Source organism: Nostoc sp. KVJ20 (assembly GCF_001712795.1).
GTDB lineage: Bacteria > Cyanobacteriota > Cyanobacteriia > Cyanobacteriales > Nostocaceae > Nostoc.
In genome coordinates, this window is record NZ_KV757545.1 from 48,706 (window position 1) to 74,552 (window position 25,847).

The following is a 25,847-nucleotide window of genomic DNA, read 5'->3' on the forward strand; positions in this document are numbered from 1 at the left end:
CTGGGGACTGGGGACTGGGAATTATAAACAAAATTCTTCCCAATGCCCCATGCCCCATGCCCCATGCCCCATTCCCCATGCCCAATGTCCCATGCCCCATTCCCCATGCCCAATCCCTTAAGTATTTATGGTATTCCCCGATTTCTCCGAATTTTCTCAGCTAGCTCTACAAGGTAACTTTGTTCCCGTGTATCAAGAATGGGTGGCGGATTTAGATACGCCCGTATCTGCTTGGTATAAAGTTTGTGCGGGTCAGCCTTATAGCTTTTTGTTGGAATCCATAGAAGGTGGGGAAAAACTAGGACGCTATAGTTTAGTGGGGTGCGATCCGGTATGGGTTTTGGAAGCAAGAGGCGATCGCACGACTCAGAAAAACCGCGATGGTTCACAGGTCGTTTTTGCTGGCGACCCTTTTACAGCTTTAGCTGAATGTTTAGCACCTTATCACCCAGTAAAATTACCGCAGCTACCGCCAGGAATTGGCGGTTTGTTTGGGTTTTGGGGCTATGAATTGATTCACTGGATTGAGCCGCGTGTACCAATTTATCCACCAGATGAGCGAAATATACCTGATGGATTGTGGATGCAGGTAGACCACCTATTGATTTTTGACCAGGTGAAGCGGAAAATTTGGGCGATCGCTTACGCTGATTTACGTGACCCGAATGTAGATTTAAAAGCAGCATATCAACAAGCTAGCGATCGCGTCACCCAAATGCTCGAAAAGCTATCTCTACCACTATCGCCGGAAAAAACTAGATTGGAATGGAATCCGCCAGGGAGTAGAGGAGCAGAGGAGCAGGGGAGCAGCACTTCGGCTACGCTCAGTGACCGAGGGACAGAGGAGTATAAGAGTAATTTTACCCGCCCTGATTTTTGTGCCAGTGTTGAAAAGGCGAAAGATTACATTAAAGCAGGTGATATTTTCCAAGTAGTAATTTCTCAGCGACTATCAACAACATACACAGGCGACCCTTTTGCTCTTTATCGTTCCCTACGTCAGGTAAATCCTTCGCCTTACATGGCTTACTTTAACTTCCAAGATTGGCAAATTATCGGTTCTAGTCCGGAAGTGATGGTGAAAGCCGAAACCGATGCAGATGGTGGAGTGATAGCAACGGTACGGCCAATTGCTGGGACACGTCCACGGGGTAAAACTACTCAGGAAGATGCAGCCTATGCTCAAGATTTACTCCAAGACCCCAAGGAAATTGCCGAACATGTGATGCTTGTGGATTTAGGGCGGAATGATTTGGGGCGTGTTTGTGAAAGTGGTAGCGTCAAAGTTGATGAATTAATGGTAGTTGAGCGCTACTCCCATGTGATGCACATTGTCAGCAATGTTGTGGGTAAATTAGCACTTGGTAAAACAGCATGGGATTTACTGAAAGCTTCCTTCCCAGCCGGTACGGTAAGCGGCGCACCCAAAATTAGGGCGATGGAGATTATCCACGAATTAGAGTCTAGTCGTCGGGGTGTTTATTCCGGTGTGTATGGATATTACGATTTTGAAGGACAATTAAATACTGCGATCGCAATTCGCACAATGGTAGTGCATGATAATACGGTCAGTGTACAAGCCGGCGCAGGCTTGGTGGCTGATTCTGAGCCAGAGAAAGAATACGAAGAGACGCTGAATAAAGCTAGAGGTCTATTAGAGGCGATTCGTTGTTTGCGTTGAATTGAAGAAGGGAATAGGGAATAGGGAATAGGGAATAGGGAATAGGGAATAGGGAATAGGGAATAGGGAATAGGGAATAGGAAATAGGGAATAGGGAATAGGGTACAGATTATTCCCTGTTACCTGTCACCTCTGCCCTAATCCTCAATCCCTTTTATCGAGGAAAGCAGGAGGCAGAGGGCAGGAGGCAGGAGGATAATTGCCCGACGCTCCTCTCCTGAGCTACCGCTGCGCTATCTGTTTCCTGCCACAAACATAGAGAGCAAGGGTTTAAGACAAGAACTCCAAATTTTCAATTTGGTGGCTCTTTTTCAGGAGAGGTTTGAATCCCCAACTGAGGTAAAACCTCCTGCCTCCTGCCTCCTTCAAAGTTACTTTCGCGTAAAGTTAATCGCACACTGATTTTTGTTGGTTAATTGTAAAACCGGACTTGATATCAGTACAGAAATTGTTCGATCTGCTGTATGAGAATCCAGACCAGATTTTAAAAGTTGATATATCAATATCCTTCTATTTTGAATTACATAGGTTTTACTTTGAACTGCAAGATATTTGGAAACAATTTGTGCTACTTCTAAACCCACGTATCCGCAATACCGTGACAAATTGGGAAGCTTTATAAATCCAATCAACATCAAACTTTTTCCAAAGCTAAACGGAGTTTTTTAGACCTATTGAAAACTGAAAAGAAGTCCTGGTATCCAAATCCAAGACCTCCATTGAAGTTACCACTGACTAGAAATCAACAAACTTGCTCATCATAATTGGCTGAAGTAAATCGCCCAAAGAATTCCAGTTACTCCAATGGCAGCTAAAAGGTTAGTGAAAAATCTGCCAAATTCAACTTCTTGTCCCAATCCCTTGTCGTCTTGACCGGCGGTGAAAAATAATGACCAGGCTTGATTTGCATTGATAGTCTCAAAGTTGTTGAAATCAGGTCTAAAAACAACGGGCCCAATCAAATCTTTTTTGGGATAATCAAAATCAGTTTTCATAAGCTTGCCTCTAAATTGTTTTATTTGTCAACTGAAGAAAATTCGTAAATCTCAAGGTTTCTTCTCTAAAGGTTGGTTAGCCATCCAATCAAACCGTGTCCGGTGATCACTTCCAAAGCTATGAGTGAGACAAAACCAATCATTGCCAAACGACCATTGAGTTTTTCGGCATATTCGGTGAAGCCTGTCCGTGGGGTTTCATCAACATAAACCTTGGGTTCAATCGCAAATCTGTTGAGTTGCCCACGTTCATTAATGGTAAAACCTTTACTTGTCATCTTTTACTCCTTATTTTTGTTTTCTGTAAACAAACAATAACTATTGTAAATATTTTTTGCAACTACTTGACACACTGAAAAAAGTAGTAAGAACCGTACTAAGTAAGTAGGGTATTCGGATTTGTGCGAGAAGTAGGCGATGTCTATGGTCGGCTACGTCTACGCTCTTAAAATTGAATACACACAACGGTACTAGTTATGTTTAATAAAACTTATCGGTCATATAAACAGAAGTTATCAATGTATGGCTGAGAAAGTATTGCTTATTTGTAACGAACTTGTTATGTTTCTTTACATAAAGATACAAAATCAAATTCAATGCGTTAAACCACTGTTAATCAAGGCTTTCTAAATAACTATACAGTTGAGCTTGCAATTTGCTTTGCCGAGTATCCAAACTCAACGGCAACAGAATTGCTATGCCTAGCAATATCTACGACGGGTTGTGAGGCTTGTAATCCTACGGGGAAGCAAGCTATCGCAGGTGAGGCAAAAACAGCTAAGTGCCTTTGTTAACAGCTAAACGTATTTCTCCTCTGTGCTTTGCACATTTGATTTTTCACATTCGATAGAACTGTAATTTTCTTTTTGGAATTTCTGCTATGTCTTTTACCATCCAGTCGGCTCAAAGTATTTTTCCCGGAACCCTAGTTGCTGATGTTGTTCCAACCGTTGTTGAATCCTTCTCTAAGCTGAATGCTGAAGATCAACTAGCATTACTCTGGTTTGCCTATACCGAGATGGGTAGAAGTATTACAGTTGCGGCTCCTGGAGCAGCCAACATGATCCTCGCACAAGGCTTACTCGAACAAATTAAGCAGATGCCTTTTGAGGCTCAAACGCAAGTCATGTACGATTTGGCTAACCGTGCTGATACTCCCCTCTGCCGTTCCTATGCATCTTTCACCGTGAATATCAAGTTGGGCTTCTGGTATCAGTTAGGAGAATGGATGGCCCAGGGAATCGTTGCTCCTATCCCAGAAGGCTACAAGCTTTCTCCTAAAGCTGCTGACGTGTTGCAAGCAATCCGCAATGCTGATTCTGGTCAACAAATCACAATCCTACGCAATACCGTAATTAGCATGGGATTCGACCCGAACGCTCCTGGCAGTTACAAAAAAGTTTCAGAACCGGTAGCTCCTCCTACTGCACCAGCGTTTCGGACTAAAGTCACCATTGAGGGCGTAGACAATCCGACGGTGTTGGGCTACATCAACAACATGAATGCCAATGACTTTGATGCTGCGGTTTCTCTGTTTACCTCTGAAGGTGCTTTGCAACCTCCCTTTGAAAGACCGATTGTTGGTCAAGAGGCAATCCGGGCTTACATGCGTGAAGAATGCCAGGGATTGAAGATGATCCCAGAGCGCGGTGTATCTGAGCCAGTGGAAGATGGCTACACCCAACTTAAAATCACCGGTAAAGTCCAAACCCCTTGGTTCGGTGCTAGTGTGGGGATGAATATTGCATGGCGGTTTTTGCTAGATCCCCAAGGCAAAATATTCTTTGTAGCGATTGACTTGCTTGCTTCTCCTAAAGAACTGCTCAACCTAGTACGTAAATAGAGCGCTAGATTAGTCGCTGCTTAAGCGTGGATTAGTGAGGCATCTTGCCACGCTTAAGCAAAACAAACTGATAACGGCTTTTTTGGCATATTCGTCCTGTGTGCGATCGTTGTTGAAGAAGAATCCAAAATTCAAAATCAATTGGATACTGTAATTTTCCGGTGAGAAATGGAGATTTGGGAGGCGGGCTGTATGGATGCTGATGAACTTCTCAAACGTTATTGTGCAGGAGAGAGAAATTTCACTCAAGTAAGCCTGCACTTAGTTAACCTCAGCGAGGTGTGTTTAGCTGGAATCAATTTGGTTCGAGCTAACTTGGCTAACGCGACTTTATCACATGCCAACCTGCGCGGAGCAAACCTGATCGAAGCAAATTTGACTGCGGCGGCTCTTTGGAGAACCGACTTCAGTGGAGCAAATCTGATTTTGGCTAATCTCAAGGCTGCTAACTTGATACGGGCAACTCTCAGTCAGGTAGATTTGCATAAGGGAAGCCTTGTGAAAGCAGACTTGCGTTTAGCAGATTTGCATGATGCTGATCTCAGTGGTGCAAACTTGGCTGGAGCAGACTTGCGTTATACCAACCTTAGTGGTGCGAACTTGGCTGGGGCAAATCTCAGTGGTGCAAACCTGACTGGGGCAAATTTGAGCAATACAGACCTGAGTCATAGCAGTCTTGCCAAAGCTATTTTGTACAAAACTGATCTAAGTGATGTTGATTTCACGGAAGTAGACCTGACCGAGGTCGATTTGCACCACTGCTTATTTAACGGAGTTACCCTAACTGAAGGAAGCTTAATCAAAGCAGGTTGAGCGTTGCTGCTATCTCATTAAAAATCCAAAATTTAAAAATCAGTCTTTTTCAAGGCAGTTTCAAATTTTTTTACTAATGAATGTCTCGAATTCTTTATTGCAATAAGCAAATATATCTCGGTAAAGCTGCACCGAATGGGCAAACAAATTTATTTAATAGGTAAAGTGCGTAGGCGTAGCCCGTCGTAGACATCGCACTCCATCATCTCATGGCAGCGATCGCACCCTACACTAGAAAGTAAGATGCTCAAAATAGCCTATGAACGCCACTACAACCACTTTCCCTTCTACACTCAAATTGAAAATTGACTTGACTGATGAGCAATTTTTCCAAATGTGTCAGAAAAACCGCGATTATCGATTTGAGCGTACAGCGTCAGGGGAAATATTAATTATGCCACCTACAGGTAGTGATACTGGTAGACGTAATGTTAAAATTAGTACTCAATTAGATATTTGGAATTCTGAGAGTAATTTAGGCGAAGTTTTTGACTCTTCAACTGGTTTTACCCTGCCCAATGGTGCAGAACGTTCTCCTGATGCTTCTTGGGTAAAAATTGAGTGTTGGAATGCTTTAACCCCAGAACAACAAGAAAAATTTGCCCCGATTTGTCCTGATTTTGTAGTAGAGTTGCGTTCTCGCACTGATTCTTTGAAAGAATTGCAAGAGAAAATGCAAGAATATATCGAAAATGGCGCTCAATTAGGCTGGTTAATTGATAGGAAAAACAAGCGAGTAGAAATTTATCGTCCAGGTAAAGATGTAGAGGTATTAGACAATCCTGCTATTTTATCAGGAGAAAATGTACTACCTGGATTTGTGTTAAATTTACAGCAGATTATGTAGCTTTATCGGTTAGGATACACATGGCGCATTTCAAAGCGACTTTGTTCCCAAAGTGGTAGCAGAGCCTCTTTAGCAGCATTTAATTGAGCTTGTGAAAAAGAGATTTTCCCATTTTCTATAATCCAAATAAATATTCGAGTTATAAAATCTGCATTAAAACTATTCTCGTATTCAGTATTATTTATTCTTGCTACTTGTTCATCTAAGCAATCTATAGCATATTTAAAAGTCAAGTTTTTCCAATCTTTGAAATTGCTATAATTTTCTTCTTGCGTATTTTTCCACTCAACTTTACGCAAATTTCCGATAATATAGTCTATGCCTGTTATGGAAGAATCCGTATTACGCACCAAATTTGTATAGGCTTGGTAATATGGTTTCAAGAGCGAAGCAGCAATATTTTCCACATATAAATGTAGCCAAGATTGTATGTCGCGAAGATAAGGTGCTAAATTTATGATATTATCAACTTCTTGAATCAGCATACGATTGCTTGTGTAATTTGTTATTTTTGCTAGCAATTCAGCTTCAGATAGTTGAGACTTATCTGAGTAATAATTAATAACTTTTGGAATATATTTCTCTAATAACCACTTTTTGGTATATCTAGCTGTCCAGGTTCCCCGTACCCCTATATCTTGCTGCCATAAAGTTAATTTACCTGTTTCAATCGATTGAAAATTAATATTATTTAGCTCGTAAATTATATTAATTTGATTATTAGACAATAAAGATAAGTCTCTATCTAATTTTGGGAAGATAAATGTATGGTCGCGAATTCCTCGGCTCACTCGAATTAATATACCTTCTCTATGGAATAGATGCCATTTTGACTTGCCTTTTGTATAATCAAATTCATTAGCAAACTGCTGCATTAAATCCCATAATTCTTGTCTTACAGAAAAAAGGATAAAACCTCGACTTTCTGAAAATTTTACGAATTCAAAGTTCCATGTTTCTAAAGCATTTTCAAATTTTATTATTGAGTTTTTATATTCTTGACAAACTTCATCAACACACAAACATAAGTCTGCTACTTCTAATTTCGACAAAATAACTGTTGTTTGACCTAAAATTACTTTAAAATTATTTTTATCTAACTGTTTCAAAAACCGACGACATTCCCAATCTACCTGAGTGTACAATCCAGTCATTAATTGACCTAAAATCTCTTGATGATTTAAGTTAATTTTTAAACCTCTAAAAAGAATACTGCTGAATTGTATTTCACAATTACCTTCTGCAAAAGCTTTGGGTAAATTGCATGCGATCGCTACTTTTGGTTTTACAACAACTAAGCGATAGCCTTCTCGCATTATGCAAGGCTCAAAATCACATTTTTCTAAAACATCCTGTAAATCTGGATGGCATCCGAGAAACTTTTCTATTAAGTTAGATTTAGTATTTATTAAAAAATCTGCTGTATTTTTATCAATATTTTTAACCAAATTAAAATTTAGTTTATTATAAAAGTCTGAGGCGATATCATTATTTTTAAGTGCATCTATATTTATATCAAATACCAATTCTTCCTTATAGTAATGTAGACGTTTAAAAACATTTATTATGTATCCATTAGTGACAACAAAAAATAGTGGGTTGAAATTGTTACTATAAAATCTAGCTTTTTCAATAGCATCATTTAATTTAGTTTTATCTGGTTCTATTACTTTAATAAAAATAAGTGATGTATCTGTATTTTGATCCTTAGCATCATCTGTTGTAAAATAAATCTCAGCATTATCATAATTAATATCATAGTTTCCTGATTTATTTTTTGCCAAAGGGTATTCACGATGACATTTCTCTGGATAACAGAGATGCTTAAACATTGGAAAAATAAACTTTTCTTTTATATCATCTTCATTTTGTAAAATATGATGGTCAAAACCTTGTATCCATTTAATGAATTGTTTAATTGACTCTGGAATAGTCATCAGATAATCTACCTGCTTGGATAAATTTGCTATGCCTTATTTTGTTCGTGTAACTAGCAATTTATCAAGTCAGTTTGGATAGTATAGTAATTGTAGATACTTTACTAAGTTTAGAAATACCAGATGTAGAAAAGTATTAGTATGAAAATCTAAATTATAAATTTAAGGGACAGGCAAAACGCCCATCCCACAAAATTATCAAAATCATTCTGCAAATATGCAACGCCCTTTGTTTGCTATCAGAGGCGCGAACATCAACTTTAAGCCAACGCCGCCACCTTCTCTAGCAAGCCTTGGAACAACCTCAAGCCATCATTACCCCCCAGCATTGCGTCTGACGCCCTTTCTGGGTGCGGCATCATCCCCAACACATTGCCCCGACGATCGCAAATCCCGGCAATATTGTTCAGCGAACCGTTGGGATTCTCCCCTTCATAACGAAACAAAACTTGCCCGTTATCTTCAATTTCTGCGAGAGTGGCTTCATCGGCATAGAATCGCCCCTCTCCGTGGGCAATGGGCAAAGTAATAACTTCACCAGTGGTATAAGATTGAGTCCATGAGAGATTAGTACGCTCAACTTTCAAAGGGACGCGATCGCAGATAAAATGCAAATCACGATTTCTGGTTAACACCCCTGGCAAAAGTCCAGCTTCAGTTAATACCTGAAAACCATTGCAAATACCGAGGACAAACTTACCCTTTTGGGCGTGTTCAATAACCTGCTGCATCACGGGCGAAAACCGGGCGATCGCACCACAACGCAAATAATCCCCGTAACTAAAGCCACCAGGGATAATCACGACATCCAAATCAGCAATATCTGTTTCTTGATGCCAAACCATGCGAGTGGGTTGTAAAAGCAAATCTCTAGTTACATAAGCAACATCGCGATCGCAATTAGAACCGGGGAAAACAATAACACCGAATTTAGTCATTTGTCATTTGTCAATGGGAGCAGGGATTAGGGGTAGGGGAACAGGGGAAGCAGGGGAGGCAGGGGGAGATGAGGGGACAAGGGGACAAGGAGAATAACCATGCTCAATGCCCCATGCCCCATGCCCCATGCCCAATGCCCCATGCCCTAAAAGACCCCAGTTTGAGTTTCCACTTCAATCAAATCAAAGCGGTAATTTTCAATTACAGGATTTGATAACATTTGGTCACAAATGCTATCAAGGTCTTGACGTGCTTTCTTTTCATCACTTGAGGTGATGGTGAGTTCAATGTACTTGCCAATCCGCACCTGGTCAACGTTCTCGTATCCCAGTTGCTTAAGACCGGATTGTACAGCCACACCAGCGGGGTCTAAGACTGAAGGACGAAGGGTCACGAAAATTTTGGCTAGATACTTGGTTTGCACGGGCTTTTTCTGAATGCTGCGATCGCTATACTATAACTTTCTGCTCCAACTGAGTGAAAATAAGATTACGAAGCGGTTAAAGTTAATTGATCAATTAGCCCATCTAACAGCTTCAACTACAGTGGCATATTTAAATAATTGTCTATGAGAGCCATACGCACCCGCAGTCAAGAGCGTATTTTCAATCTACTGAAAACCATCAAAAAAGGCATTTCCGCCCAGGATATTTACGTAGAATTACGCAACACTAATCAGAGCATGGGTTTAGCGACAGTTTACCGTTCCCTAGAAGCCTTAAAACTCGAAGGCATGGTACAAGTGCGGAATTTGGCTAATGGTGAAGCCCTTTACAGCCTAGCCCAGCAAGACAAACACCATCTTACTTGTTTGCAATGCGGTGTCTCAATTCCAATTAATCAATGCCCCGTTCATGACTTAGAAAACCAGTTAGAATCCAGCCATAAGTTTAAAGTTTTTTACCACACCCTGGAGTTTTTTGGGTTGTGCAGCCAATGCCAAGTAAACCAAGCTACTGAGATTAGTCAATAGTCATACCGATTTTATGTGAGGTTGCGCTTAATTTTCTCACAGACTAGAGCCAGTGACCATCAGAAAAAGCCTGCTTAGGCAGGCTCATGATGTGAATTTTCATAAATAAATGGTGTATTTAATTTGATCTTCAAGCTTAATTACAGGAGTAATGGAGTGTTGAGAATTAGCGTTGAAGAAGCAGCTATGAATTTAAAATCTCTTTTGGAACTAGTAGCTAAGGGAGAAGAAGTAATTTTGCTAGAGCAAGATAAAGCTGTTGCTCGTTTAGTTCCTCCGCTACAAAAAGAAGAACAATTAGCAAGTATGAAGCAATTTCGTGATTCCCTTGCGATTAAGGGTGAGTCATTAAGTGCAACTGTCATAAATGCACGTACAAACAATTCAGAAGTGCATTAGCGTCAGCTTATTGTTGCTTTGTTCAAACAAAACTTAACCAACTAAATACGTCTGCGACTGTTAATTGCCAATTTTCCAAAACACTCAAAACGGGTAAGATATCTTGCTGTTCTTTTAATTCTGGTAATTTATTGGGTTCAAAAATCATGATTGACTCATCATCAGCATCGAGTAACCAACCTAGCTTTGCTCCATTTTGAATAGAAAATGTAATTTTGCGGATAACTCGGTTGGCTGATTGTTCTGGTGAGAGAATTTCGATTATCCAATCTGGGGGAATTTCAAATTTATTTGTAATTCTGCCTTTTGCATCAAGGGGAATTCTTTGCCATTCAAACACAGCAATATCTGGTACTATTGAATGACCTTGAAATGTACAGCGTAATTCAGGAAAAGCATAAGCACTTTTTTTCGGTTTACCAATCTCATTAATACCTGTGACTAAACTGCTTTGTAAGGTACTATGTTTTCCTTGCGGCATAGGTTTTTGGTAGATTTGCCCGTTAAAATACTCGCTTGCTGGCTTAGTTTCTGGTAGTTTTAAAAACTCTTCTACACTTAATGCTGTAGTTGGCTCAATAGATAAGGTCATAATTTAAAACTATCAAAGCTTGATTATTTTATCATTGGGCATGGGGATTATGAAAAAGGGTAAAGGGTAAAGGGGAAGGGGTTTGTTTCTTTATCCTTTTCCCTTTAACCTTGTCCCTTTGTCCTCTCCACTCCCCACTCCCCATTTTTAACTAGGGCGGTTATGTTCTAATCCTGGGATTTGTTTAGAAAACAACTCGTTAGAGTCAACTTGACCATTTGATATAACTGAGCGCATACCCTCAAAAGCAGCAGGGATAGTACGCGGATCTATAAATAAGACTTTGCTGCTATCGCTTCTACCAATTGTTGCACCCATATCCAGATAGCCCAAGGCAAATAGAACTTCCACTGCTTTATTAGCATTGGGATTTGTCTGGAGCTTTTGGGCAATAATTTCTGATGATTCTGCGATCGCTTGTGCTTTTAAAACTTGCTGCTGACGTTCCGCTTGAGCTTTCAAAACGATCGCCTTTTGTTCAGCTTCCGCTTGCAGAACTGTTGATTTTTGCCGAGCTTCTGCATCCAATATTTGCGCCTCCGCTTTACCTCTAGCACTATTGACAGCAGCTTCGCGTTCACCCTCAGAATTTAAAATGGCTGCCCGTTTGCGTCGTTCTGCCGACATTTGCAATTCCATCGATTCCCGCACCGCTTGCGATGGAACAATATCTCGCAGTTCTACCCGCGTCACTTTCACACCCCAAGGATCAGTGGCAATATCTAAATCTCTTAACAACAGTTCATTGATTTGGGAACGAGCAGTAAAAGTTTCATCCAACTCTAGTTGTCCCATCTCAGAGCGAATTTGAGTCAGCACCATGTTTACCATTGCCGATTGGAGATTCTCTACCTTATACCAGGCTTTTTCCATATCCACAATCCGCCAATAAAACACTGCATCTACCTCAATCCCAACGTTGTCGCGGGTGATGCATTTTTGGGGAGGAATATCTAAGACTTTTTCCCGAATGGTTTCTCTGTAAACGATTTTATCTAAAAAAGGAATTAAAAAATTCATTCCTGGTTCCAGCTTTTTGTTATAGCTACCCAATCTTTCCACCAAAGCTTCATTACCCTGATTGATGACTTTTACAGAACCCGCTACAGCAGAACCACCAAGGGCTAAAAAGACTAGTAAAAAGAACTGTTCCATTGTAAATCTCCTGATTTTTTAAGTATCAAATGTAACTCAAAAGTAAAAGAAGTGGGAAGTGGGAAGTGGGGAGTTAGGAGTTAAGAGTTAGGAGTGGGAGAGATGAGGAAGTAGAGATTAATTTCTTCCCCATGCCCAATGCCCAATGCCCAATGCCCCATTCCCAATAACTAATGACTCAATAAATTTTCTGGTATCACAATTAAAGTAGTGCCTTCTCTCCTCACTACATAAACTCTTTGATGGGGTGCTATGGTAAATTTGTCATCGTCGCATCGTGCTTGCCAGGAATTTCCCTCATACAGTACCCGCCCTGTTTTACCAGGTGGGATTTCTGTTAAGGTTTCGGCTATAACTGCATCCTGAATTTTCGACTGGCGTCGTCGTGGTTGCAAAAACCGACGAGAAAGCACAATTAATAATGTGGAAAGTAATAGCCAAACTAAAACTTGCAACCATACATTTCCCAAACCCACTCCAGACAGCAGCGCCACCACCAAAGCGCTAATTCCCATCATGAAAGCGACAAACGCCGATGGTAAAAATAGTTCTGTTAAACACAGAACTCCTCCTGCCAGAAGCCAGATTAAGGTAAAACTTGGCATAGCGCCATCCTAATGTCTACATTGACGTAAATGCATTTTTACGATTAGATACAGCCAGACTAAGTTATTTACAACAAACAAAACTTGGTATTTATACCAATAATTTTGATTAATTCAGTAACAAGGTGTAGCTAGCAGTACACAAATCCAGTCTATTCTAGCCTTCAAGTCATTGCCAGCTAAAGTTAACCGAAGTTCATGTATGAAGAAGAATTCAGAATTCAGAATTCAGAACTCAGAATTCAGTATTTAGTATAAATTCTGTAGACTGGTTGATAGCGTAGCGTATACCCTTCGGGATGCTTCGCTTAGAGCGAGTATTCAAGCGTCGCGTCTGAATATTGGTTTAAAACCTTGCTCTTTGTAGGCAAAATAAGTATTAGATATTACCATTCCCAAACTTTATCCCTTTTTGGGTAGAGTATTCTAAATTCTAAATTCTGAATTCTGACTCCTGAATTCTGACTCCTGTTTTATGATTTCGACTCAACTGATAATTTTTTGTATAAATCCACGCTGTAAGAGTCCCATTAATCCGATGGGAGATAGCGTTTGTGCCAGTTGCCAAACTCCTTTAGTTCACCGTTATCTTTGGGCAACTGGCTCATCATCTGCTCAAATCCCACCAGGCACAAAGGTAGCAGACAGATATGAGGTAATTAGTTCTCAGATTTGGCTGGATACTCAACCGGGACTACCACCAGATGTTCCTGAAGAATTGCCAACGCAAGTAATTCCTTATTTACAGTTATATCAAGAGCGGTTGCATCTCCCCCAGGCTTATGGTTTTGCCTGTTATGAGGAAAATACAACTGATATCTTCTTATTGGAAAATGTACCGATAGATAAAACAGGAAATATTTATCCAACTATTGTTGAAGCATGGGAACAAGCAACGGCGGTACGACAAGTTTATTGGCTGTGGCAAATTCTCCAACTTTGGACACCTCTATCAGAATTGGGACTTAGCCAAAGTTTATTGGTAGTAGACAACTTGAGAGTCCAAGGTTGGTGTGTACGATTGTTAGAACTTTACCCAACACCAGCAAATGCGAAACTGAGTTTACAAAATCTGGGAGAATGTTGGCAGTTTTGGGTAGCTTCTGCAAAAACATCAGTAGCCAAGGGGTTACAGAACATCGTCCAGCAGATGTGTGAAACTGAAGTTGATGTAGAGACTATTAATATTCAACTCAATAATTTACTACTAGCATCTGCGGCAGAATTGCCATTAGTTTTGAAGGTGGCAGGGTCTACAGATATTGGCCCAATTATGGCGCAAAATGAAGACGCTTGCTATCCCAATACTTTGATTGATTTAGATGAACCTTTATTGCACCACTTATCGATTGTTTGTGATGGCATTGGTGGACATGAAGGCGGCGAGGTTGCTAGTCAGTTGGCAGTGCAGTCTGTAAAGTTGCAAATTCGCGTTTTACTAAAAGAGATTACAGAACAAACTGCACTTGTACCACCTGAGTTGTTGCAAGAACAATTAGAAGCAAGCTTGCGGGTGGTAAATAATCTGATTTGTGCCCGTAATAATGAGCAAAAACGCCAAGGTAGAGAACGCATGGCTACAACTATTGTTATGGCGTTGCAAGTTCCCCAACGAGTGCAAACAAGTACTGGGTGGCAATCAAATAATACCCATGAACTTTACTTGGCTAATGTTGGCGATAGCCGTGCCTATTGGATTACTCGCAATTATTGCCAGCTACTCACTGTAGATGATGATGTAGCAACGCGAGAAGTACGCTTTGCTAAAAGCTTGTATAGAAAGGCGCTTTTAAGACAAGATGCTAGTGCTTTAACTCAAGCATTGGGAACAAGAGATTCAGAATCTTTGCGTCTCAAGGTTCAGCGATTCATTGTTGAAGAAGATGGCATTTTGCTACTGTGTTCTGATGGTTTGAGTGATAATAATTGGGTGGAACAATCTTGGCAGGATTATGCAATACCTGTGTTAGCAGGGCAAATGACAGTTGAAGATGCTGTCCGCAACTGGATTGACTTGGCAAACGAAAAAAATGGGCGTGATAATACGTCGGTTGTTTTGACTTATTGTCGTGTTTCTCCAGAATATTTAGTACCTGTGACTCCGGCGTTGCCAGAAGAGATTATAGAAGCAGAAATACAAGAAGAACCAGAGCAATTAGAGGAAGAAGAGGAACAGGAAGAATTAATTTCCTTTACAGAAAGTTCGCAAACTTTGCTAGATTTGGATCTAGAGTTGGATCTTGTAGAGGAACCAATTCTTAACCCAGAAATTCCACCAACTTTAATTACAAAACCTAATTTAGGCAAACGTTTGGTAACGCTGGGGGGAGTTTTGGCGTTGCTTGTGGTGGGTACAAGTGTGGGATTATTTACTTGGTGGCAAGTCAATCCTCAAGGATTCCAGCAGATGTGTCGGCAACTTCCCCAAAGTTTGCAGCAAGTGTGTCCAACTGAAAAATAGAGATTAGGGAATAGATTATACCGAAATATTGTAATGTTGATGAGAAATATTACAGTATTGATAAGGAATATTGTAATGTTTGAGAAAAAGGTTGCAGTATCGATAAGGAATATTGCAATGTTAATGAGAAACATTAAAATATTGCTTATGAATGTTGCAATGTTTGAGAGAAACGTTGCAATGTTTGCCAGAACGGCTTTTATATTTAGGATGATGGACAATAAAATTGCGATCGCTATTGAGTCTAGATAAGTTAGCGATCGCACCACAAATAACCCTACATCACATCTTGTAACAGTCTAGAAGCTAGTTTGCAACTTGACCTTCATTCAAAAGGAACGACTCATAGATAATTGATATCTTCGCAATTAGAGACTTTTTAAGTCCATTGTAAAATGTTCATGATTTTACTGAAAATCTGATAGACACCACGTAGTCCGTAGGATAATGGAAAAGTGGTGACTTTGAGGAATTGAGATGACTGATCCACTAACTACGATCGCAGCAGGGGCAATTCTCAACCTCGCATTTCAGGAGTTTGCTAAGTCGGGGGCTGGGGAAGTGGCAAAGAAGACTGTGGGCGGGGCAATTTCCTTGGCAAAGGAGCTACGAAATAAAATCACTGCTAAGTTTAAAGGAAATGTAAAAGCAGAAGCGGCGATCGCAGCAGTAGAAACTGACCATTCCCCAGCAGCGCTGAACAAGCTGGAAGTGTACTTGGATGATGCGATGGTCGATGATGCTGTGTTTGCGACAGAGTTACGGCAGGTAGCGCAGCAAATTATTAATATTCAAAATCAAACCACCTCCAATCGAGACTATAAAAACTATGGGCGCGACCAAATCAATATTGAAAAAATTGAAGGTAATCCCAAAATTGGTGGTTCATAGGCATGGGAAAACGTGGTAAGCGCGGCTATGGCAACCGGGGACGCGACCAATTCAATATTGAGCAGGTGAATGGCAATGTACTGCTCAAGCCACAGGAGACAGTGCGCCCTAATGCCGAACAGAATTTGCTGGCAGAAGTTAGGAAATGGGTTCAATTAAGACTTGAGGGACAACTGCACCATGCCGTCAGGCTGAATTTGCAGAAGGAGACGCAGCCGCAGCAGGTGCGTCGTCCTTGGGGTATGGAGGTGAAAGTGGCGATCGCTCAACCAAGTCAGCTATTGTCACCAGAAACGACGATTAAGCAGGTATTTGACCAATGTGGAGAGCGGTTGCTGATTTTGGGTGAACCGGGAGCGGGTAAAACAACGAGCTTGCTGGACTTAGCTCTAGAACTCGTGGAAAAAGCAGAAAATGATCCGCAGCAGCGCATTCCCGTTGTAGTCGATCTTTCTGATTGGCAACCGACTGTATCTCAATCAAATTCTAGGCGGAGTCACGGTACATCTAGATTACCAGGCTTTTCCAAGAGAAATCTCTCTGAGTCTCTTCCTGAAAAAGCGCCTGTCTGGTCGATTGCCAATTGGCTGGCTGGCAAGGTGCGAGAGAGATACGGTTTTTTGCCACACCAAATTAACCAATGGCTAGAGGAAAAAAGGTTAATACCCTTGCTAGATGGACTCGATGAGGTACGCCCAGAGTATCAGCAGGATTGTGTGCAGGCAATTAACCAGTGGTTAAAATCAGATTTGCGTCCGAGGCAGGTAGCGTTGTGCTGTCGGCGCGAGCAGTATAACACTTATACTCAAAAGCTGGAACTTGATGGAGCCGTTTATCTCCAAGACTTGACGGATGAACAGATCGAGACTTTTTTGGCAGAGACGAACCGAGATGAACTCAAAGAAAGCTTGGTAGCAGATGAGAATTTCCTGGCGCTGATTCGCAGACCGTTGTTGCTGTCAATGGCGGTACTTGCTTATAAGGAGCTAGATCCAACCCAGTGGCGGCGGGCGACTTCGGCAGGCGATCGCTTAAATTTACTGTTAGATGCCTATGTGCGACGGATGCTGACACAGGATACCCCTAGCCGCGCCTATCGTCAGGGAAAGATTCCTAGCCCCGAACAGAGTCAGAAATGGCTGGAAATTCTGGCCTTAGAGCTTTTGCAAGAGTCAGAAACCGAGTTTTTGATTGAGCAAATTGGAACAACATGGCTGTCAACACCCCTTCAAAAGTGGCTATTTACTTTTTTTGCCGTAATTTGTTGGGGACTAATCGGTGCTGGAATTGCTTGGGGGCTAATCGTTGCTGTAAGTTTTTGGGGACAACTCTTTAGATTAATTCCTCCACTTTGGATGAAGACAACCTTTCGTCTTTTGTTCGGATTCGGGATTGGCTCCTTGTATGGCTTGAAGGATGGAATAGATGTCTTAAAAAATTTGCCACAGATAGAATCAGTTGTGGGAAGCATCCAAATCTCATTCTCAAGTCTCAAACGACAAAAAATATTACGTAAGCTGTCGTCTTGGAAGACTATATTAGTCCCTACTCAAATTAGGATACTAATTCATAAATTGAATGAATTAACCATTCCAACATGGGGCTTCGACTTTGAACAGTGGCGCTTCAAAATTAAAACTCTATCAGTGCCAAATCAAGGAATTAGGAACTTGTGGCAAAATGCAATCCCGATCACGTTAATATTTGTGCCTTTGCATACCTTGATAGTCTGTCTTGCACAACGTTCAGCGTCTTCCCTTGATTACATTGCGTTAACTTCCTTGTCCATAGCTCTGCTACTATGGATTGGGTTGGAAGGGGGAGATGTCTGCATCAATCATTTTCTAGTGCGTTTATCTTTGTATTTCACTCACTCGATTCCTTGGGACTATGCTCGTTTTCTCAACTATGCTACAGAACGGCTATTGCTCCAGCGTGTTGGTGGTCGCTATCGCTTAATACATGACTTGTTAAGACAGTCTCTTGCTCAACGTAGAATTGACACCCATCCACATCTAATTAGTTCTCAAGTTTTCTTTCGTTGCGCCCAAGGCTACTATTCGACGGAGCAGTATGATCAAGCTTTGCAAAACTATGATCGCGCCATTGAACTTAACCGCCGATATGTTGAGGCGATAGTAGGTCGAGGCATAACCTACCGCTTGATGGAACGTTATGAGGAAGCGCTGCAAGATATCAACCGCGCCATTGAACTTAACCCTAAAGATGATTGGGCGATCGCAGATCGAGGCACTACTTATCGCTTCATGGAACGCTATGAGGAAGCCCTGCAAAACTATGATCGCGCCATTGAACTTAAGCCTAAAGATGATTGGGCGATCGCACATCGAGGGTTGACCTATGGCTTGATGGAACGCTACCAAGAAGCGCTGCAAGATTTCAACCGCGCTATTGAACTTGACCCCAAAGATGATTGGTATCGATACCTTCGTTCCTTTATCTACCTCGCCCTCCAACAAGCCGAGTCCGCCGAAGCTGATTTAAACATTGCCATCCAAATCGCCCAGCAAAAATACACCGAAAAACCCGACAATTGCCAAAACATCTTCAACTTAGCACTCTATCACCTCGTTGCAGGCAATCTCTCAACCGCCCAAGAGTTATATCAGACTGCACTTGAGCAGACAGCTTTGCAAACCCAGATTCGAGATGCCATTCAAGATTTGAAGGATTTGCTATGGGTATTTCCTGAAAATACCTCTGCCCAGGAAGTAAAAGCAGTGCTGGAGAAAAAGCTGAAATTGCATTAACGTGAATTCGACGGGGCTAAAAAATAGCAGGAGGTTAAGCAGGTAAGTCTTTTGGGCAAATGTCAAGAGATTGTTTTTTAGACAAATTAAGTATAAGCAGCCAACCCTGCTATAAAATTAACCAAAAAGTTAAACCTTTTAGGAGAGAGGCTTGGAGAGAGGTCAAAGTCTATCGCATACAAAGGAGCGATCGCAATCACAACGCCTCAGCTATGTACGAAAATTGTTGAGAGAGTTGACCTGGGGAACATCCTGGAGTGAAGATAAAAGGGTTAGATATCTTGTCACAGTACTAAGCACATCTGAGATCGGCTTATTTCCTTTCATTTCCCTACTTCTGGGGTAAATATAGGGGGTAAGGGCGATAGATATTAACGCGGCAAAAAACTAAATAAAGTACGCACGGATTGCTAATACGTGCCTGGGCGCAGAGGGTTAAATGCACCGTCGCACCCCGATGAAGCGTCAAGAAATAGCTGATTAAATCAAATTTAAAGCGATTTAATCATATATTTTGTAGCAGATACTTGTGGAAAAGAAAATGCTAGGTGTAAATGTTGTTATGAAAGTTGGCGATCGCGTCCGCGTTAAAGATTCGGTAGTAGTGTATCATCATCCTGAGCATCGGAATCAGGCTTTTGACATCAAAGGTACAGAAGGCGAAGTAATAGGTATTGCCACCCAATGGCAAGGCAGACCCGTAAGCGCTAATTTCCCTGTTGTAGTCCAGTTTAGTAAAAAGTTTAAAGCCCATTTACGTGAAAATGAGTTAGAAGTCATCTAAATGACTCATCGGCGGCGAAACCACTGAAAAATATTCAGTTCGCCGCGCATTCTTTTAAGCTCTTGGCGGTTCTCTTCTGCTGTTGTATAATACCATTCACAATAACGCTGAAACTCTGACCGTGACCGAACTTCGCGGTAGAAATGATGGGTTGTTTGATAAGCAGCAAAAGCTTCCTCAACTTGGGGTTGAGGGGATGGCATAATATAAGGTAAATTTTTAGACATAAAATTAATTTAGTTTGTCATTTGTCATTAAGAGTTTGGAATTCAGGCAATTACCGCATTTTATAATTAATAACTCATAACTTATAACTCATAACTCATACCGTTTCTTTGTGAAGCTGCATATAATTCACCCCCTCTAACTCCCCCTTGCAAAGGGGGAGAACCGGATATTAAAGGGGGAGAACCGGATATTTCCCCCCTTTGCAAGGGGGGATTAAGGGGGGTAATTCGACTTGTGTGTACACCGTAGCCCAATGCATCGGGGAGACTACAGGGGGATATTATGATGTGCATCTTCATACAGAATTGGTATCATAACTTATAATTAATAACTCATAACTCATAACTTGATTAAAGCCAACCGCGTAAGCGATAAACTAAAGAACCAATGTACTCTTTTAAAGCGGTGGTAAATTGGTGCAGGTTGTCGGTATCAGGTAATAAATTCAGTATAGCGGCTTTGGGAGTGCCACCAAGTTCTTGCAGTTCACCCTCACTAACCAGAAAGTCAGTCGGTGCAGGAATAGCATTGATTCCTTGACGCTGGAAAATCTGAAGCGATCGCGGCATGTGCATTGCAGAAGTAACTAATAATACCTGGCTGATGCCACGAGACTCCAAAATTTTGCGGACATTCACTGCATTTTGATAAGTATTGAGAGAGTCAGGTTCCTGAACAATTGCCTCAGATGGAATGCCAATAGACGTAAGTATTGTTGCCATATCTGCCGATTCTGATGAACCGCTTCCCCGCCAATCAATGCGGCCTCCGCTCAGAATGATTATAGGCGCTTTTTTTTGGCGATACAGTTGTGCAGCATAAATGACGCGATCGCCAGATTCACTCAAATCGACGGTAGGTCTTGGAGGAAAAGCTGATTTAGTTGCGCCACCCAAAACCACAATTGCTTCTGCATTCGGTATTTGACTTGGAAGATTTTGCCATTCTAGCGATCGCACTAATGATTTAGCGATCCAAGCATTACTGCAAAATAGCAATAAACTTAGGGCAAAAGCAATTGCGATCGCCGCAGTCCGAGGTCGTTTCCACAAAGTAACTAATGCTACTACCAAACTTACGCAAGCTAGTCCTAATGGATAAAAAAATAGTGGCAGTAATTTGGAGAGATATAAAAACATATTATTATTGGGGAATGGGGAATGGGGTATAGGGCATGGGGAATAAGAGATGAGAGAGTAGGGGAAGAAGAAATATTGATTATTGCCCAATTCCCAATGCCCAATGCCCCATGCCCAATTCCCAATTCCCAAATATACTACCTTTCCCAAAACCTGAAATTGAAACTATTTCCAGGAGGGCGACGATAACGGCGGCCGGTTCTTCTTGTTTGCCGTTTGTTGATCCTCTCGTTTGTTGGTTCAACTTCAACCACTTCTGATTCTTCAACTGGCAACTGAGTTCTAATTTCTTCCTTACTTCCCCACCAAGCAGTAATCCAGCCTCCAGCTAAAGCGCCTATTCCACCTAGCAAGATACTCATGGGTGCGGGATACCCCAAATATACAAAACCAAGCATGAAAAATAACCAGTATTTCAGTCCTGTATCCACACCATCAGAGGAGGCTACAGCTGGGGCTTGGGGGCTATTACTAGTTACATTTGTGATCCAGCTTAAGATGAAACCGCCTAAGATACCTAAGAAGATGCTCAGGGCTGGTGCGGAGCCGGTCATGATTAATATAAATGTTAAAAATGCCCCAAATAACAGTTGAGAAAAGAAACTGGGAGAAATAGCGAAAAAATCGTTCTTTTTGTCTGCCATAGAGTCAAAAAAACTATTGAGAAATTACTGCTTTCAATTGTGCCTGTTGTGATTGAGTTGTATCCAAAATCTTTACGTAAGGTTCTTCTTCTGCCGTGAAAGATTCAGCTTGTTTGATTTGTGAAGCTAATAAATCGGCGGTAGCGTCAGCGATATCACCAGTGCGATTGTTCAAACGCTCTTTTAGAACTTCAAGGGGTGCTGTGCATTGGATAATCTGAATGGGAAGTTGGTGTTTTGTAGCTTGAGCGATCGCATCTTGCCGTAAATGCTGTTTATCATACTTGGCATCCAAAATCACCGAAAAACCTTGTTTAGCCAGTATAATTCCCAATTCCAATAGCCTTGTGTAAGTTTTTTCGGTCATCTGTGGTGTATACAAATCATCGCCACCCCGTTCCCACAGCGGAATTCCCCCTAAATGTTTCCGCACTGCATCTGAACGAAGCTGAATTGCTCCTAACTCACGGGCTAAATACTTTGCTGTAGTACTTTTACCAGAACCCGACAACCCCGACATCAAAATCAGTTGTCCCAGCTTTGGTTTTGTGTAATCCCAAGCCTGTTTGTAATATTCACTAGCGGTTTTTGTTGCTTCTTCCTTGACTGTCGCAGGTACGCTTGGATCATCTAGCAAAAATGAAGTTACCTTTGCCCGGACATAAGCCTGACGACTTAAATACAAAGGCAATACCTGTAAGCCTTCCCAGTCTCCAGTTTGCTCTATATAAGCATTCAAAAACGCATTACCCAAGTCTTTGCGCTGCCGTGCTTCCAAATCCATCACCGTAAACGCCACATCGTACATTACATCGACAAAGCGAAACGGCTCATTAAACTCAATGCAATCGAACAGCAAGATTTTATCGTGCCACCGGGCAATATTTCTCAGGTGTAAATCCCCGTGACATTCACGAATGTAATCGTTGTGAATTCTGCTAGTAAATAATTCTGGACGTTCTGCAAAAAAGTTATCTGTATATTGCTTTGTTTCTGTAAATTGCGCCTGAGTCTGGGGGCCACCAATATAGTTCTCAGTTTGCTGATAATTCTCATCAAAAGCAGCCCGGACATTTGCTATTTCACCAAAAGTGCGAATATAATCATTCGTCTGTGCTTCGGCATGGTATTGAGCCACCACCCGTCCCAACTCTTCTAGGTGTGTCTCATTTAACTTACCCTGTTCAAAAAGTGTACTCAATAGTGACTCTTGAGGAAACTGGCGCATCTTCAGCACGTATTCTACAGCTTCGGCTGTTCCCCCTAGTTGATATTGCTCCCCTACCAAAGTTATGGGCAAAACTTCTAAATACAGTTCACCAGCACCCCGCTGATTTAACCGCAACTCTTCCTGACAAAAATGCTGCCGCTTATCTAAGGTGGAAAAGTCCAAAAAACCAAAATTCACAGGTTTTTTCAGCTTATAAGCGTAATCCCCAGTTAACAGCACATAAGAAACGTGAGTTTGAATTAGTTCAATGGGTTCTGTTACCGTATGGGGATAAAATCCAGGCTGCAACATTTGCTGAATTAGGACTGGAAGAGTTGCTTCTGTCATTTTTATTCCTCTGCGGTTCAAATACAAAAAAACCAGGAGTTATCCCCCTGGTGACATCAAAAATTATTACACAGTTTACTTAGCTTAAGAAGCTGTTTCAGTTTCAGTTTCAGTACCAGCATCTTCAGCGCTAATTTGTGGTGGCAAAACGCTCACAACAAGCCGCTCTAGTTCAGCTAGAGGTGTTACACCTTCAGGAAAGGGTATATCACTAATACTCAAGCTGTCTCCAATTTGCAGGTTAGAGACGTCGATTTCGATTACATCTGGGATATTTTCTGGCGCACAACTAACTTGCAATTCAGTGATTACGGTGTCTAACACACCACCCTCTTGTTTAACACCAACAGCATTTCCCACAAAACGCAACCGAACTTCTACAGTTGTGTCGCCGTGGCCAGCAACCGCGAAAAAGCTGAGGTGATAAGGTGTACCTTTTGCTGGATGGATCTGAAGTTCCCGCAGCAAGGTTTTACCGCGCCAAGGTGCATCAGCAATATTCAACTCAATCAAGGTGTTGTTAACGGAAGCTCTTTTGAGCAAACGCTCAACAGTTTTGGCCTCAATGGTCAAAGAAATAGATTCTGTACCCTTATGACCATACAAATTGGCAGGTATTAGTCCAGCACGGCGCAAAGCTCTTGGCTTGCTGCCTTCTGGACGTTTTTGAGATTCGACTGTAATAGCCATAGAAGTTGTCCTTTGTCATTTGTCAGTTGTCATTTGTCATTTGTCAGTTGTCATTTGTCATTTGCTAATGACCAATGACTAATGACTAATGACCAATTTACGCACTTAGTAAGGTAGCAGGTGTGCCATCGGGGTGCAATAAAGCGCGTTTAGGCCCGTGGATGGGGTCTTCTACGATTATGGTTTGATCGCGGCTTGCTCCTAGGGAGACGATCGCAATCGGGACTTCCATCAATTCGGCTAAGAATTTTAGATAGTCTAGCGCTTGCTGTGGCAAGTCTTCCAGGGTGCGGCAGTGGGTTGTTGACACTTGCCAGCCTGGTAAAGTTTTGTAAATGGGGCGACATCTCGCAAATTGACGAGAACTGGTGGGGAAGTGTTCACTGCGTTGACCATCGATGTCATAGGCGACACAAACTTGAATTTCCTCTAATTCATCCAGGACATCTAGTTTAGTGAGCGCCATACAATCCATACCGTTAATCCGCACGGCATAGCGACCGATAACAGCATCAAACCAGCCACAGCGCCGTTTACGTCCGGTAGTTGTGCCAAATTCGGCCCCGCGATCGCACAACAATTCTCCCAACTCTCCATCCAATTCCGTGGGAAATGGCCCTTCTCCCACACGGGTTGTATAGGCTTTCGACACCCCAATTACCCGGTCAATCATTGTCGGCCCTACCCCTGCACCAACGCAAGCCCCCCCCGCCACAGGGTTGGAGGAGGTGACATAAGGATAAGTTCCGTGATCTAGGTCAAGGAGCGTGCCTTGTGCGCCTTCAAACAAAATATTGCGCCGTCGTTGAATCGCATCGGATATCTTTAACGATGTATCAATCACGTAAGGTCGCAAGCGTTCCGCATAACCCAAATACTGTTCAATCACCTCTTGTGCATCTAGAGGCGGCAAGTTGTAAAGCTTTTCTAAAATGACGTTTTTATAATTAATCGTCCACTCTAACTGCTCACGTAGCCCATCAGGGTTCATCAAGTCTAAAACCCGAATGCCTGTACGTTCAGATTTGTCAGCATAAGTCGGCCCAATGCCCCGACCTGTTGTGCCGATCTTATAGCTTCCCCGTCGTTCTTCAGATGCCTGGTCAATCAATCGATGATAAGGCATCGTTACGTGGGCTGTCTCAGATATCAGCAGGTGGTCAGTGGAAATATTTAATTCTTTTAGTTGGTCGAGTTCTGCGATCAAAATCTGTGGATCGATTACTGTTCCACAGCCGATAATGCAATCGGTATTTGGATACAAAATACCAGAGGGAATCAAGTGCAGCTTAAAGGTCTGACCTTTGACTACAATCGTGTGTCCAGCATTGACACCCCCTTGGTAACGCACCACAACATCTGCGGAACGGCTGAGTAAGTCAGTTATTTTACCTTTTCCTTCATCGCCCCATTGGGCACCTATGACAATGACGTTAGCCAAGAGCTTATATTAAGAAGTAAAGTTTCCACAAACTATTATTATTAACATATTGTTTGAATCATGTCAATCTAATTGCCTTGAATCAAAGCTGCCAAAGGCGGCAAGGCAGGAGGGAAACCTCTCCCATAAAGAGAAGAAGTTTGGACAAGGACGCATCTTTTCTCGTGCGACGCATCTCGCAAAGAATGTTTTTAATTTTTTTGTCCACAAGGGGAGCCACTGCGGTCTTGGCTCGTAGCCAAGATGAGCAAGTGGCGTGCAAGGTTTGTACCTTTTTCTTCCTCCTGCCTTCTGCCTTCTGCCTTCTGCCTCCTGCCTTCTGCCTCCTGCCTTCTGCCTTCTGCCTCCTGCCTTCTGCCTCCTTCCTCCTGCCTTCTGCCTTCTGCCTTCTGCCTCATCCGTTTGTCCTCCTGCCTCTTGCCTTATTCCGCATTCCTCATGCCTCGTGCCTCATGATTATT

25 protein-coding genes are annotated in these 25,847 nt (G+C 42.0%); 10 read left to right on the forward strand and 15 right to left on the reverse strand.

Annotated elements, in window-relative coordinates:
- Positions 1-127: 127 nt before the first annotated feature.
- Positions 128-1,681 (forward strand): anthranilate synthase component I, encoded by a 1,554-nt coding sequence (gene trpE / locus A4S05_RS02105; protein ID WP_069068169.1) that lies wholly within the window; start codon positions 128-130, stop codon positions 1,679-1,681.
- Positions 1,682-2,439: 758 nt separating this feature from the next.
- Here the strand turns inward: trpE and A4S05_RS02115 are convergent.
- A complete protein-coding gene (locus A4S05_RS02115; RefSeq protein ID WP_069068171.1) occupies positions 2,440-2,676 on the reverse strand; it encodes a hypothetical protein in 237 nt (78 codons plus the stop codon).
- A gap of 65 nt (positions 2,677-2,741) precedes the next feature.
- Positions 2,742-2,954: a high light inducible protein gene (locus tag A4S05_RS02120; RefSeq protein WP_069068172.1), complete on the reverse strand. Its 213-nt coding sequence runs from the start codon at positions 2,952-2,954 to the stop codon at positions 2,742-2,744.
- 602 nt (positions 2,955-3,556) lie between these two features.
- On the opposite strand from A4S05_RS02120, the gene A4S05_RS02125 reads away from it, so the two are divergent.
- From A4S05_RS02125 to A4S05_RS02135, 3 genes are all read left to right on the forward strand, one after another.
- The gene (locus tag A4S05_RS02125) at positions 3,557-4,519 is read left to right on the forward strand and encodes an orange carotenoid protein N-terminal domain-containing protein (protein ID WP_069068173.1); all 963 of its coding nucleotides are present in this window, start codon (positions 3,557-3,559) and stop codon (positions 4,517-4,519) included.
- A gap of 168 nt (positions 4,520-4,687) precedes the next feature.
- Entirely contained in the window at positions 4,688-5,332 is a 645-nt protein-coding gene (locus tag A4S05_RS02130; protein WP_256090786.1) for a pentapeptide repeat-containing protein, read from the forward strand.
- Positions 5,333-5,591: 259 nt separating this feature from the next.
- Positions 5,592-6,179, forward strand: coding sequence for a Uma2 family endonuclease (locus tag A4S05_RS02135; protein WP_069068175.1), 588 nt, complete (start codon positions 5,592-5,594; stop codon positions 6,177-6,179).
- Positions 6,180-6,181: 2 nt separating this feature from the next.
- On the opposite strand, the gene A4S05_RS02140 is transcribed toward A4S05_RS02135, so the two are convergent.
- The 3 genes from A4S05_RS02140 to purS all read right to left on the reverse strand — a co-directional run bounded on the left by A4S05_RS02140 (position 6,182) and on the right by purS (position 9,479).
- The gene (locus A4S05_RS02140; protein WP_069068176.1) at positions 6,182-8,116 is read right to left on the reverse strand and encodes a hypothetical protein; all 1,935 of its coding nucleotides are present in this window, start codon (positions 8,114-8,116) and stop codon (positions 6,182-6,184) included.
- Between the two features lie 260 nt (positions 8,117-8,376).
- A complete protein-coding gene (gene purQ, locus A4S05_RS02145) occupies positions 8,377-9,054 on the reverse strand; it encodes a phosphoribosylformylglycinamidine synthase subunit PurQ (RefSeq protein ID WP_069068177.1) in 678 nt (225 codons plus the stop codon).
- 146 nt (positions 9,055-9,200) lie between these two features.
- Complete coding sequence (gene purS / locus A4S05_RS02150; RefSeq protein WP_069068178.1) at positions 9,201-9,479, reverse strand: phosphoribosylformylglycinamidine synthase subunit PurS; 279 nt, start codon at positions 9,477-9,479, stop codon at positions 9,201-9,203.
- A 144-nt stretch (positions 9,480-9,623) separates the two neighbouring features.
- Here purS and A4S05_RS02155 point away from each other — a divergent pair, with 144 nt between their 5' ends.
- Together A4S05_RS02155 and A4S05_RS02160 are read left to right on the forward strand one after the other, a co-directional pair.
- Positions 9,624-10,028 (forward strand): Fur family transcriptional regulator, encoded by a 405-nt coding sequence (locus A4S05_RS02155; RefSeq protein ID WP_069068179.1) that lies wholly within the window; start codon positions 9,624-9,626, stop codon positions 10,026-10,028.
- A 156-nt stretch (positions 10,029-10,184) separates the two neighbouring features.
- Positions 10,185-10,427, forward strand: coding sequence for a type II toxin-antitoxin system Phd/YefM family antitoxin (locus A4S05_RS02160; RefSeq protein WP_084226947.1), 243 nt, complete (start codon positions 10,185-10,187; stop codon positions 10,425-10,427).
- A 22-nt stretch (positions 10,428-10,449) separates the two neighbouring features.
- Here the strand turns inward: A4S05_RS02160 and A4S05_RS02165 are convergent, their stop codons facing one another.
- The 3 genes from A4S05_RS02165 to A4S05_RS02175 form a co-directional block, all read right to left on the reverse strand.
- Positions 10,450-11,019, reverse strand: coding sequence for a Uma2 family endonuclease (locus A4S05_RS02165; protein ID WP_069068180.1), 570 nt, complete (start codon positions 11,017-11,019; stop codon positions 10,450-10,452).
- 147 nt (positions 11,020-11,166) lie between these two features.
- Entirely contained in the window at positions 11,167-12,174 is a 1,008-nt protein-coding gene (locus A4S05_RS02170) for an SPFH domain-containing protein (RefSeq protein WP_069068181.1), read from the reverse strand.
- 170 nt (positions 12,175-12,344) lie between these two features.
- Positions 12,345-12,779 carry an NfeD family protein gene (locus A4S05_RS02175; protein WP_069068182.1) on the reverse strand — a complete coding sequence of 145 codons (435 nt, stop codon included), beginning with the start codon at positions 12,777-12,779 and terminating at the stop codon, positions 12,345-12,347.
- A gap of 475 nt (positions 12,780-13,254) precedes the next feature.
- On the opposite strand from A4S05_RS02175, the gene A4S05_RS02180 reads away from it, so the two are divergent.
- The 4 genes from A4S05_RS02180 to A4S05_RS02200 all read left to right on the forward strand — a co-directional run bounded on the left by A4S05_RS02180 (position 13,255) and on the right by A4S05_RS02200 (position 19,686).
- Positions 13,255-15,240 (forward strand): protein phosphatase 2C domain-containing protein, encoded by a 1,986-nt coding sequence (locus A4S05_RS02180; protein WP_069068183.1) that lies wholly within the window; start codon positions 13,255-13,257, stop codon positions 15,238-15,240.
- 477 nt (positions 15,241-15,717) lie between these two features.
- Positions 15,718-16,131, forward strand: a complete 414-nt coding sequence (locus A4S05_RS02190) for a hypothetical protein (protein ID WP_069068185.1) — start codon at positions 15,718-15,720, stop codon at positions 16,129-16,131.
- A 2-nt stretch (positions 16,132-16,133) separates the two neighbouring features.
- Entirely contained in the window at positions 16,134-18,902 is a 2,769-nt protein-coding gene (locus A4S05_RS02195; RefSeq protein ID WP_069068186.1) for a tetratricopeptide repeat protein, read from the forward strand.
- 562 nt (positions 18,903-19,464) lie between these two features.
- A complete protein-coding gene (locus A4S05_RS02200; protein ID WP_069068195.1) occupies positions 19,465-19,686 on the forward strand; it encodes a ferredoxin-thioredoxin reductase variable chain in 222 nt (73 codons plus the stop codon).
- A gap of 5 nt (positions 19,687-19,691) precedes the next feature.
- On the opposite strand, the gene A4S05_RS02205 is transcribed toward A4S05_RS02200, so the two are convergent.
- From A4S05_RS02205 to A4S05_RS41290, 7 genes are all read right to left on the reverse strand, one after another.
- Positions 19,692-19,913 carry a hypothetical protein gene (locus A4S05_RS02205; RefSeq protein WP_069068187.1) on the reverse strand — a complete coding sequence of 74 codons (222 nt, stop codon included), beginning with the start codon at positions 19,911-19,913 and terminating at the stop codon, positions 19,692-19,694.
- A 351-nt stretch (positions 19,914-20,264) separates the two neighbouring features.
- Positions 20,265-21,053: a YdcF family protein gene (locus tag A4S05_RS02210; protein ID WP_069068188.1), complete on the reverse strand. Its 789-nt coding sequence runs from the start codon at positions 21,051-21,053 to the stop codon at positions 20,265-20,267.
- A 137-nt stretch (positions 21,054-21,190) separates the two neighbouring features.
- Positions 21,191-21,697 (reverse strand): hypothetical protein, encoded by a 507-nt coding sequence (locus tag A4S05_RS02215; protein WP_069068189.1) that lies wholly within the window; start codon positions 21,695-21,697, stop codon positions 21,191-21,193.
- A gap of 13 nt (positions 21,698-21,710) precedes the next feature.
- On the reverse strand, positions 21,711-23,255 hold the full coding sequence (locus tag A4S05_RS02220; protein WP_069068190.1) for a bifunctional aminoglycoside phosphotransferase/ATP-binding protein: 1,545 nt from the start codon (positions 23,253-23,255) through the stop codon (positions 21,711-21,713).
- Between the two features lie 84 nt (positions 23,256-23,339).
- Positions 23,340-23,945: a 50S ribosomal protein L25/general stress protein Ctc gene (locus tag A4S05_RS02225; protein ID WP_069068191.1), complete on the reverse strand. Its 606-nt coding sequence runs from the start codon at positions 23,943-23,945 to the stop codon at positions 23,340-23,342.
- A 97-nt stretch (positions 23,946-24,042) separates the two neighbouring features.
- On the reverse strand, positions 24,043-25,386 hold the full coding sequence (locus A4S05_RS02230; RefSeq protein WP_069068192.1) for an adenylosuccinate synthase: 1,344 nt from the start codon (positions 25,384-25,386) through the stop codon (positions 24,043-24,045).
- 191 nt (positions 25,387-25,577) lie between these two features.
- Entirely contained in the window at positions 25,578-25,784 is a 207-nt protein-coding gene (locus A4S05_RS41290; RefSeq protein ID WP_069068193.1) for a hypothetical protein, read from the reverse strand.
- Between the last annotated feature and the right edge of the window lie 63 nt (positions 25,785-25,847).

Excerpts from the sequence above, each read along its gene's own strand:
- trpE (WP_069068169.1), top strand. The coding sequence starts at position 128 with ATGGTATTCCCCGATTTCTCCGAATTTTCTCAGCTAGCTCTACAAGGT.
- A4S05_RS02115 (WP_069068171.1), bottom strand. The coding sequence starts at position 2,676 with ATGAAAACTGATTTTGATTATCCCAAAAAAGATTTGATTGGGCCCGTT.
- A4S05_RS02120 (WP_069068172.1), bottom strand. The coding sequence starts at position 2,954 with ATGACAAGTAAAGGTTTTACCATTAATGAACGTGGGCAACTCAACAGA.
- A4S05_RS02125 (WP_069068173.1), top strand. The coding sequence starts at position 3,557 with ATGTCTTTTACCATCCAGTCGGCTCAAAGTATTTTTCCCGGAACCCTA.
- A4S05_RS02130 (WP_256090786.1), top strand. The coding sequence starts at position 4,688 with ATGGAGATTTGGGAGGCGGGCTGTATGGATGCTGATGAACTTCTCAAA.
- A4S05_RS02135 (WP_069068175.1), top strand. The coding sequence starts at position 5,592 with ATGAACGCCACTACAACCACTTTCCCTTCTACACTCAAATTGAAAATT.
- A4S05_RS02140 (WP_069068176.1), bottom strand. The coding sequence starts at position 8,116 with ATGACTATTCCAGAGTCAATTAAACAATTCATTAAATGGATACAAGGT.
- purQ (WP_069068177.1), bottom strand. The coding sequence starts at position 9,054 with ATGACTAAATTCGGTGTTATTGTTTTCCCCGGTTCTAATTGCGATCGC.
- A4S05_RS02155 (WP_069068179.1), top strand. The coding sequence starts at position 9,624 with ATGAGAGCCATACGCACCCGCAGTCAAGAGCGTATTTTCAATCTACTG.
- A4S05_RS02165 (WP_069068180.1), bottom strand. The coding sequence starts at position 11,019 with ATGACCTTATCTATTGAGCCAACTACAGCATTAAGTGTAGAAGAGTTT.
- A4S05_RS02170 (WP_069068181.1), bottom strand. The coding sequence starts at position 12,174 with ATGGAACAGTTCTTTTTACTAGTCTTTTTAGCCCTTGGTGGTTCTGCT.
- A4S05_RS02175 (WP_069068182.1), bottom strand. The coding sequence starts at position 12,779 with ATGCCAAGTTTTACCTTAATCTGGCTTCTGGCAGGAGGAGTTCTGTGT.
- A4S05_RS02180 (WP_069068183.1), top strand. The coding sequence starts at position 13,255 with ATGATTTCGACTCAACTGATAATTTTTTGTATAAATCCACGCTGTAAG.
- A4S05_RS02190 (WP_069068185.1), top strand. The coding sequence starts at position 15,718 with ATGACTGATCCACTAACTACGATCGCAGCAGGGGCAATTCTCAACCTC.
- A4S05_RS02195 (WP_069068186.1), top strand. The coding sequence starts at position 16,134 with ATGGGAAAACGTGGTAAGCGCGGCTATGGCAACCGGGGACGCGACCAA.
- A4S05_RS02200 (WP_069068195.1), top strand. The coding sequence starts at position 19,465 with ATGAAAGTTGGCGATCGCGTCCGCGTTAAAGATTCGGTAGTAGTGTAT.
- A4S05_RS02205 (WP_069068187.1), bottom strand. The coding sequence starts at position 19,913 with ATGTCTAAAAATTTACCTTATATTATGCCATCCCCTCAACCCCAAGTT.
- A4S05_RS02210 (WP_069068188.1), bottom strand. The coding sequence starts at position 21,053 with ATGTTTTTATATCTCTCCAAATTACTGCCACTATTTTTTTATCCATTA.
- A4S05_RS02215 (WP_069068189.1), bottom strand. The coding sequence starts at position 21,697 with ATGGCAGACAAAAAGAACGATTTTTTCGCTATTTCTCCCAGTTTCTTT.
- A4S05_RS02220 (WP_069068190.1), bottom strand. The coding sequence starts at position 23,255 with ATGACAGAAGCAACTCTTCCAGTCCTAATTCAGCAAATGTTGCAGCCT.
- A4S05_RS02225 (WP_069068191.1), bottom strand. The coding sequence starts at position 23,945 with ATGGCTATTACAGTCGAATCTCAAAAACGTCCAGAAGGCAGCAAGCCA.
- A4S05_RS41290 (WP_069068193.1), bottom strand. The coding sequence starts at position 25,784 with ATGAGGCAGAAGGCAGAAGGCAGAAGGCAGGAGGAAGGAGGCAGAAGG.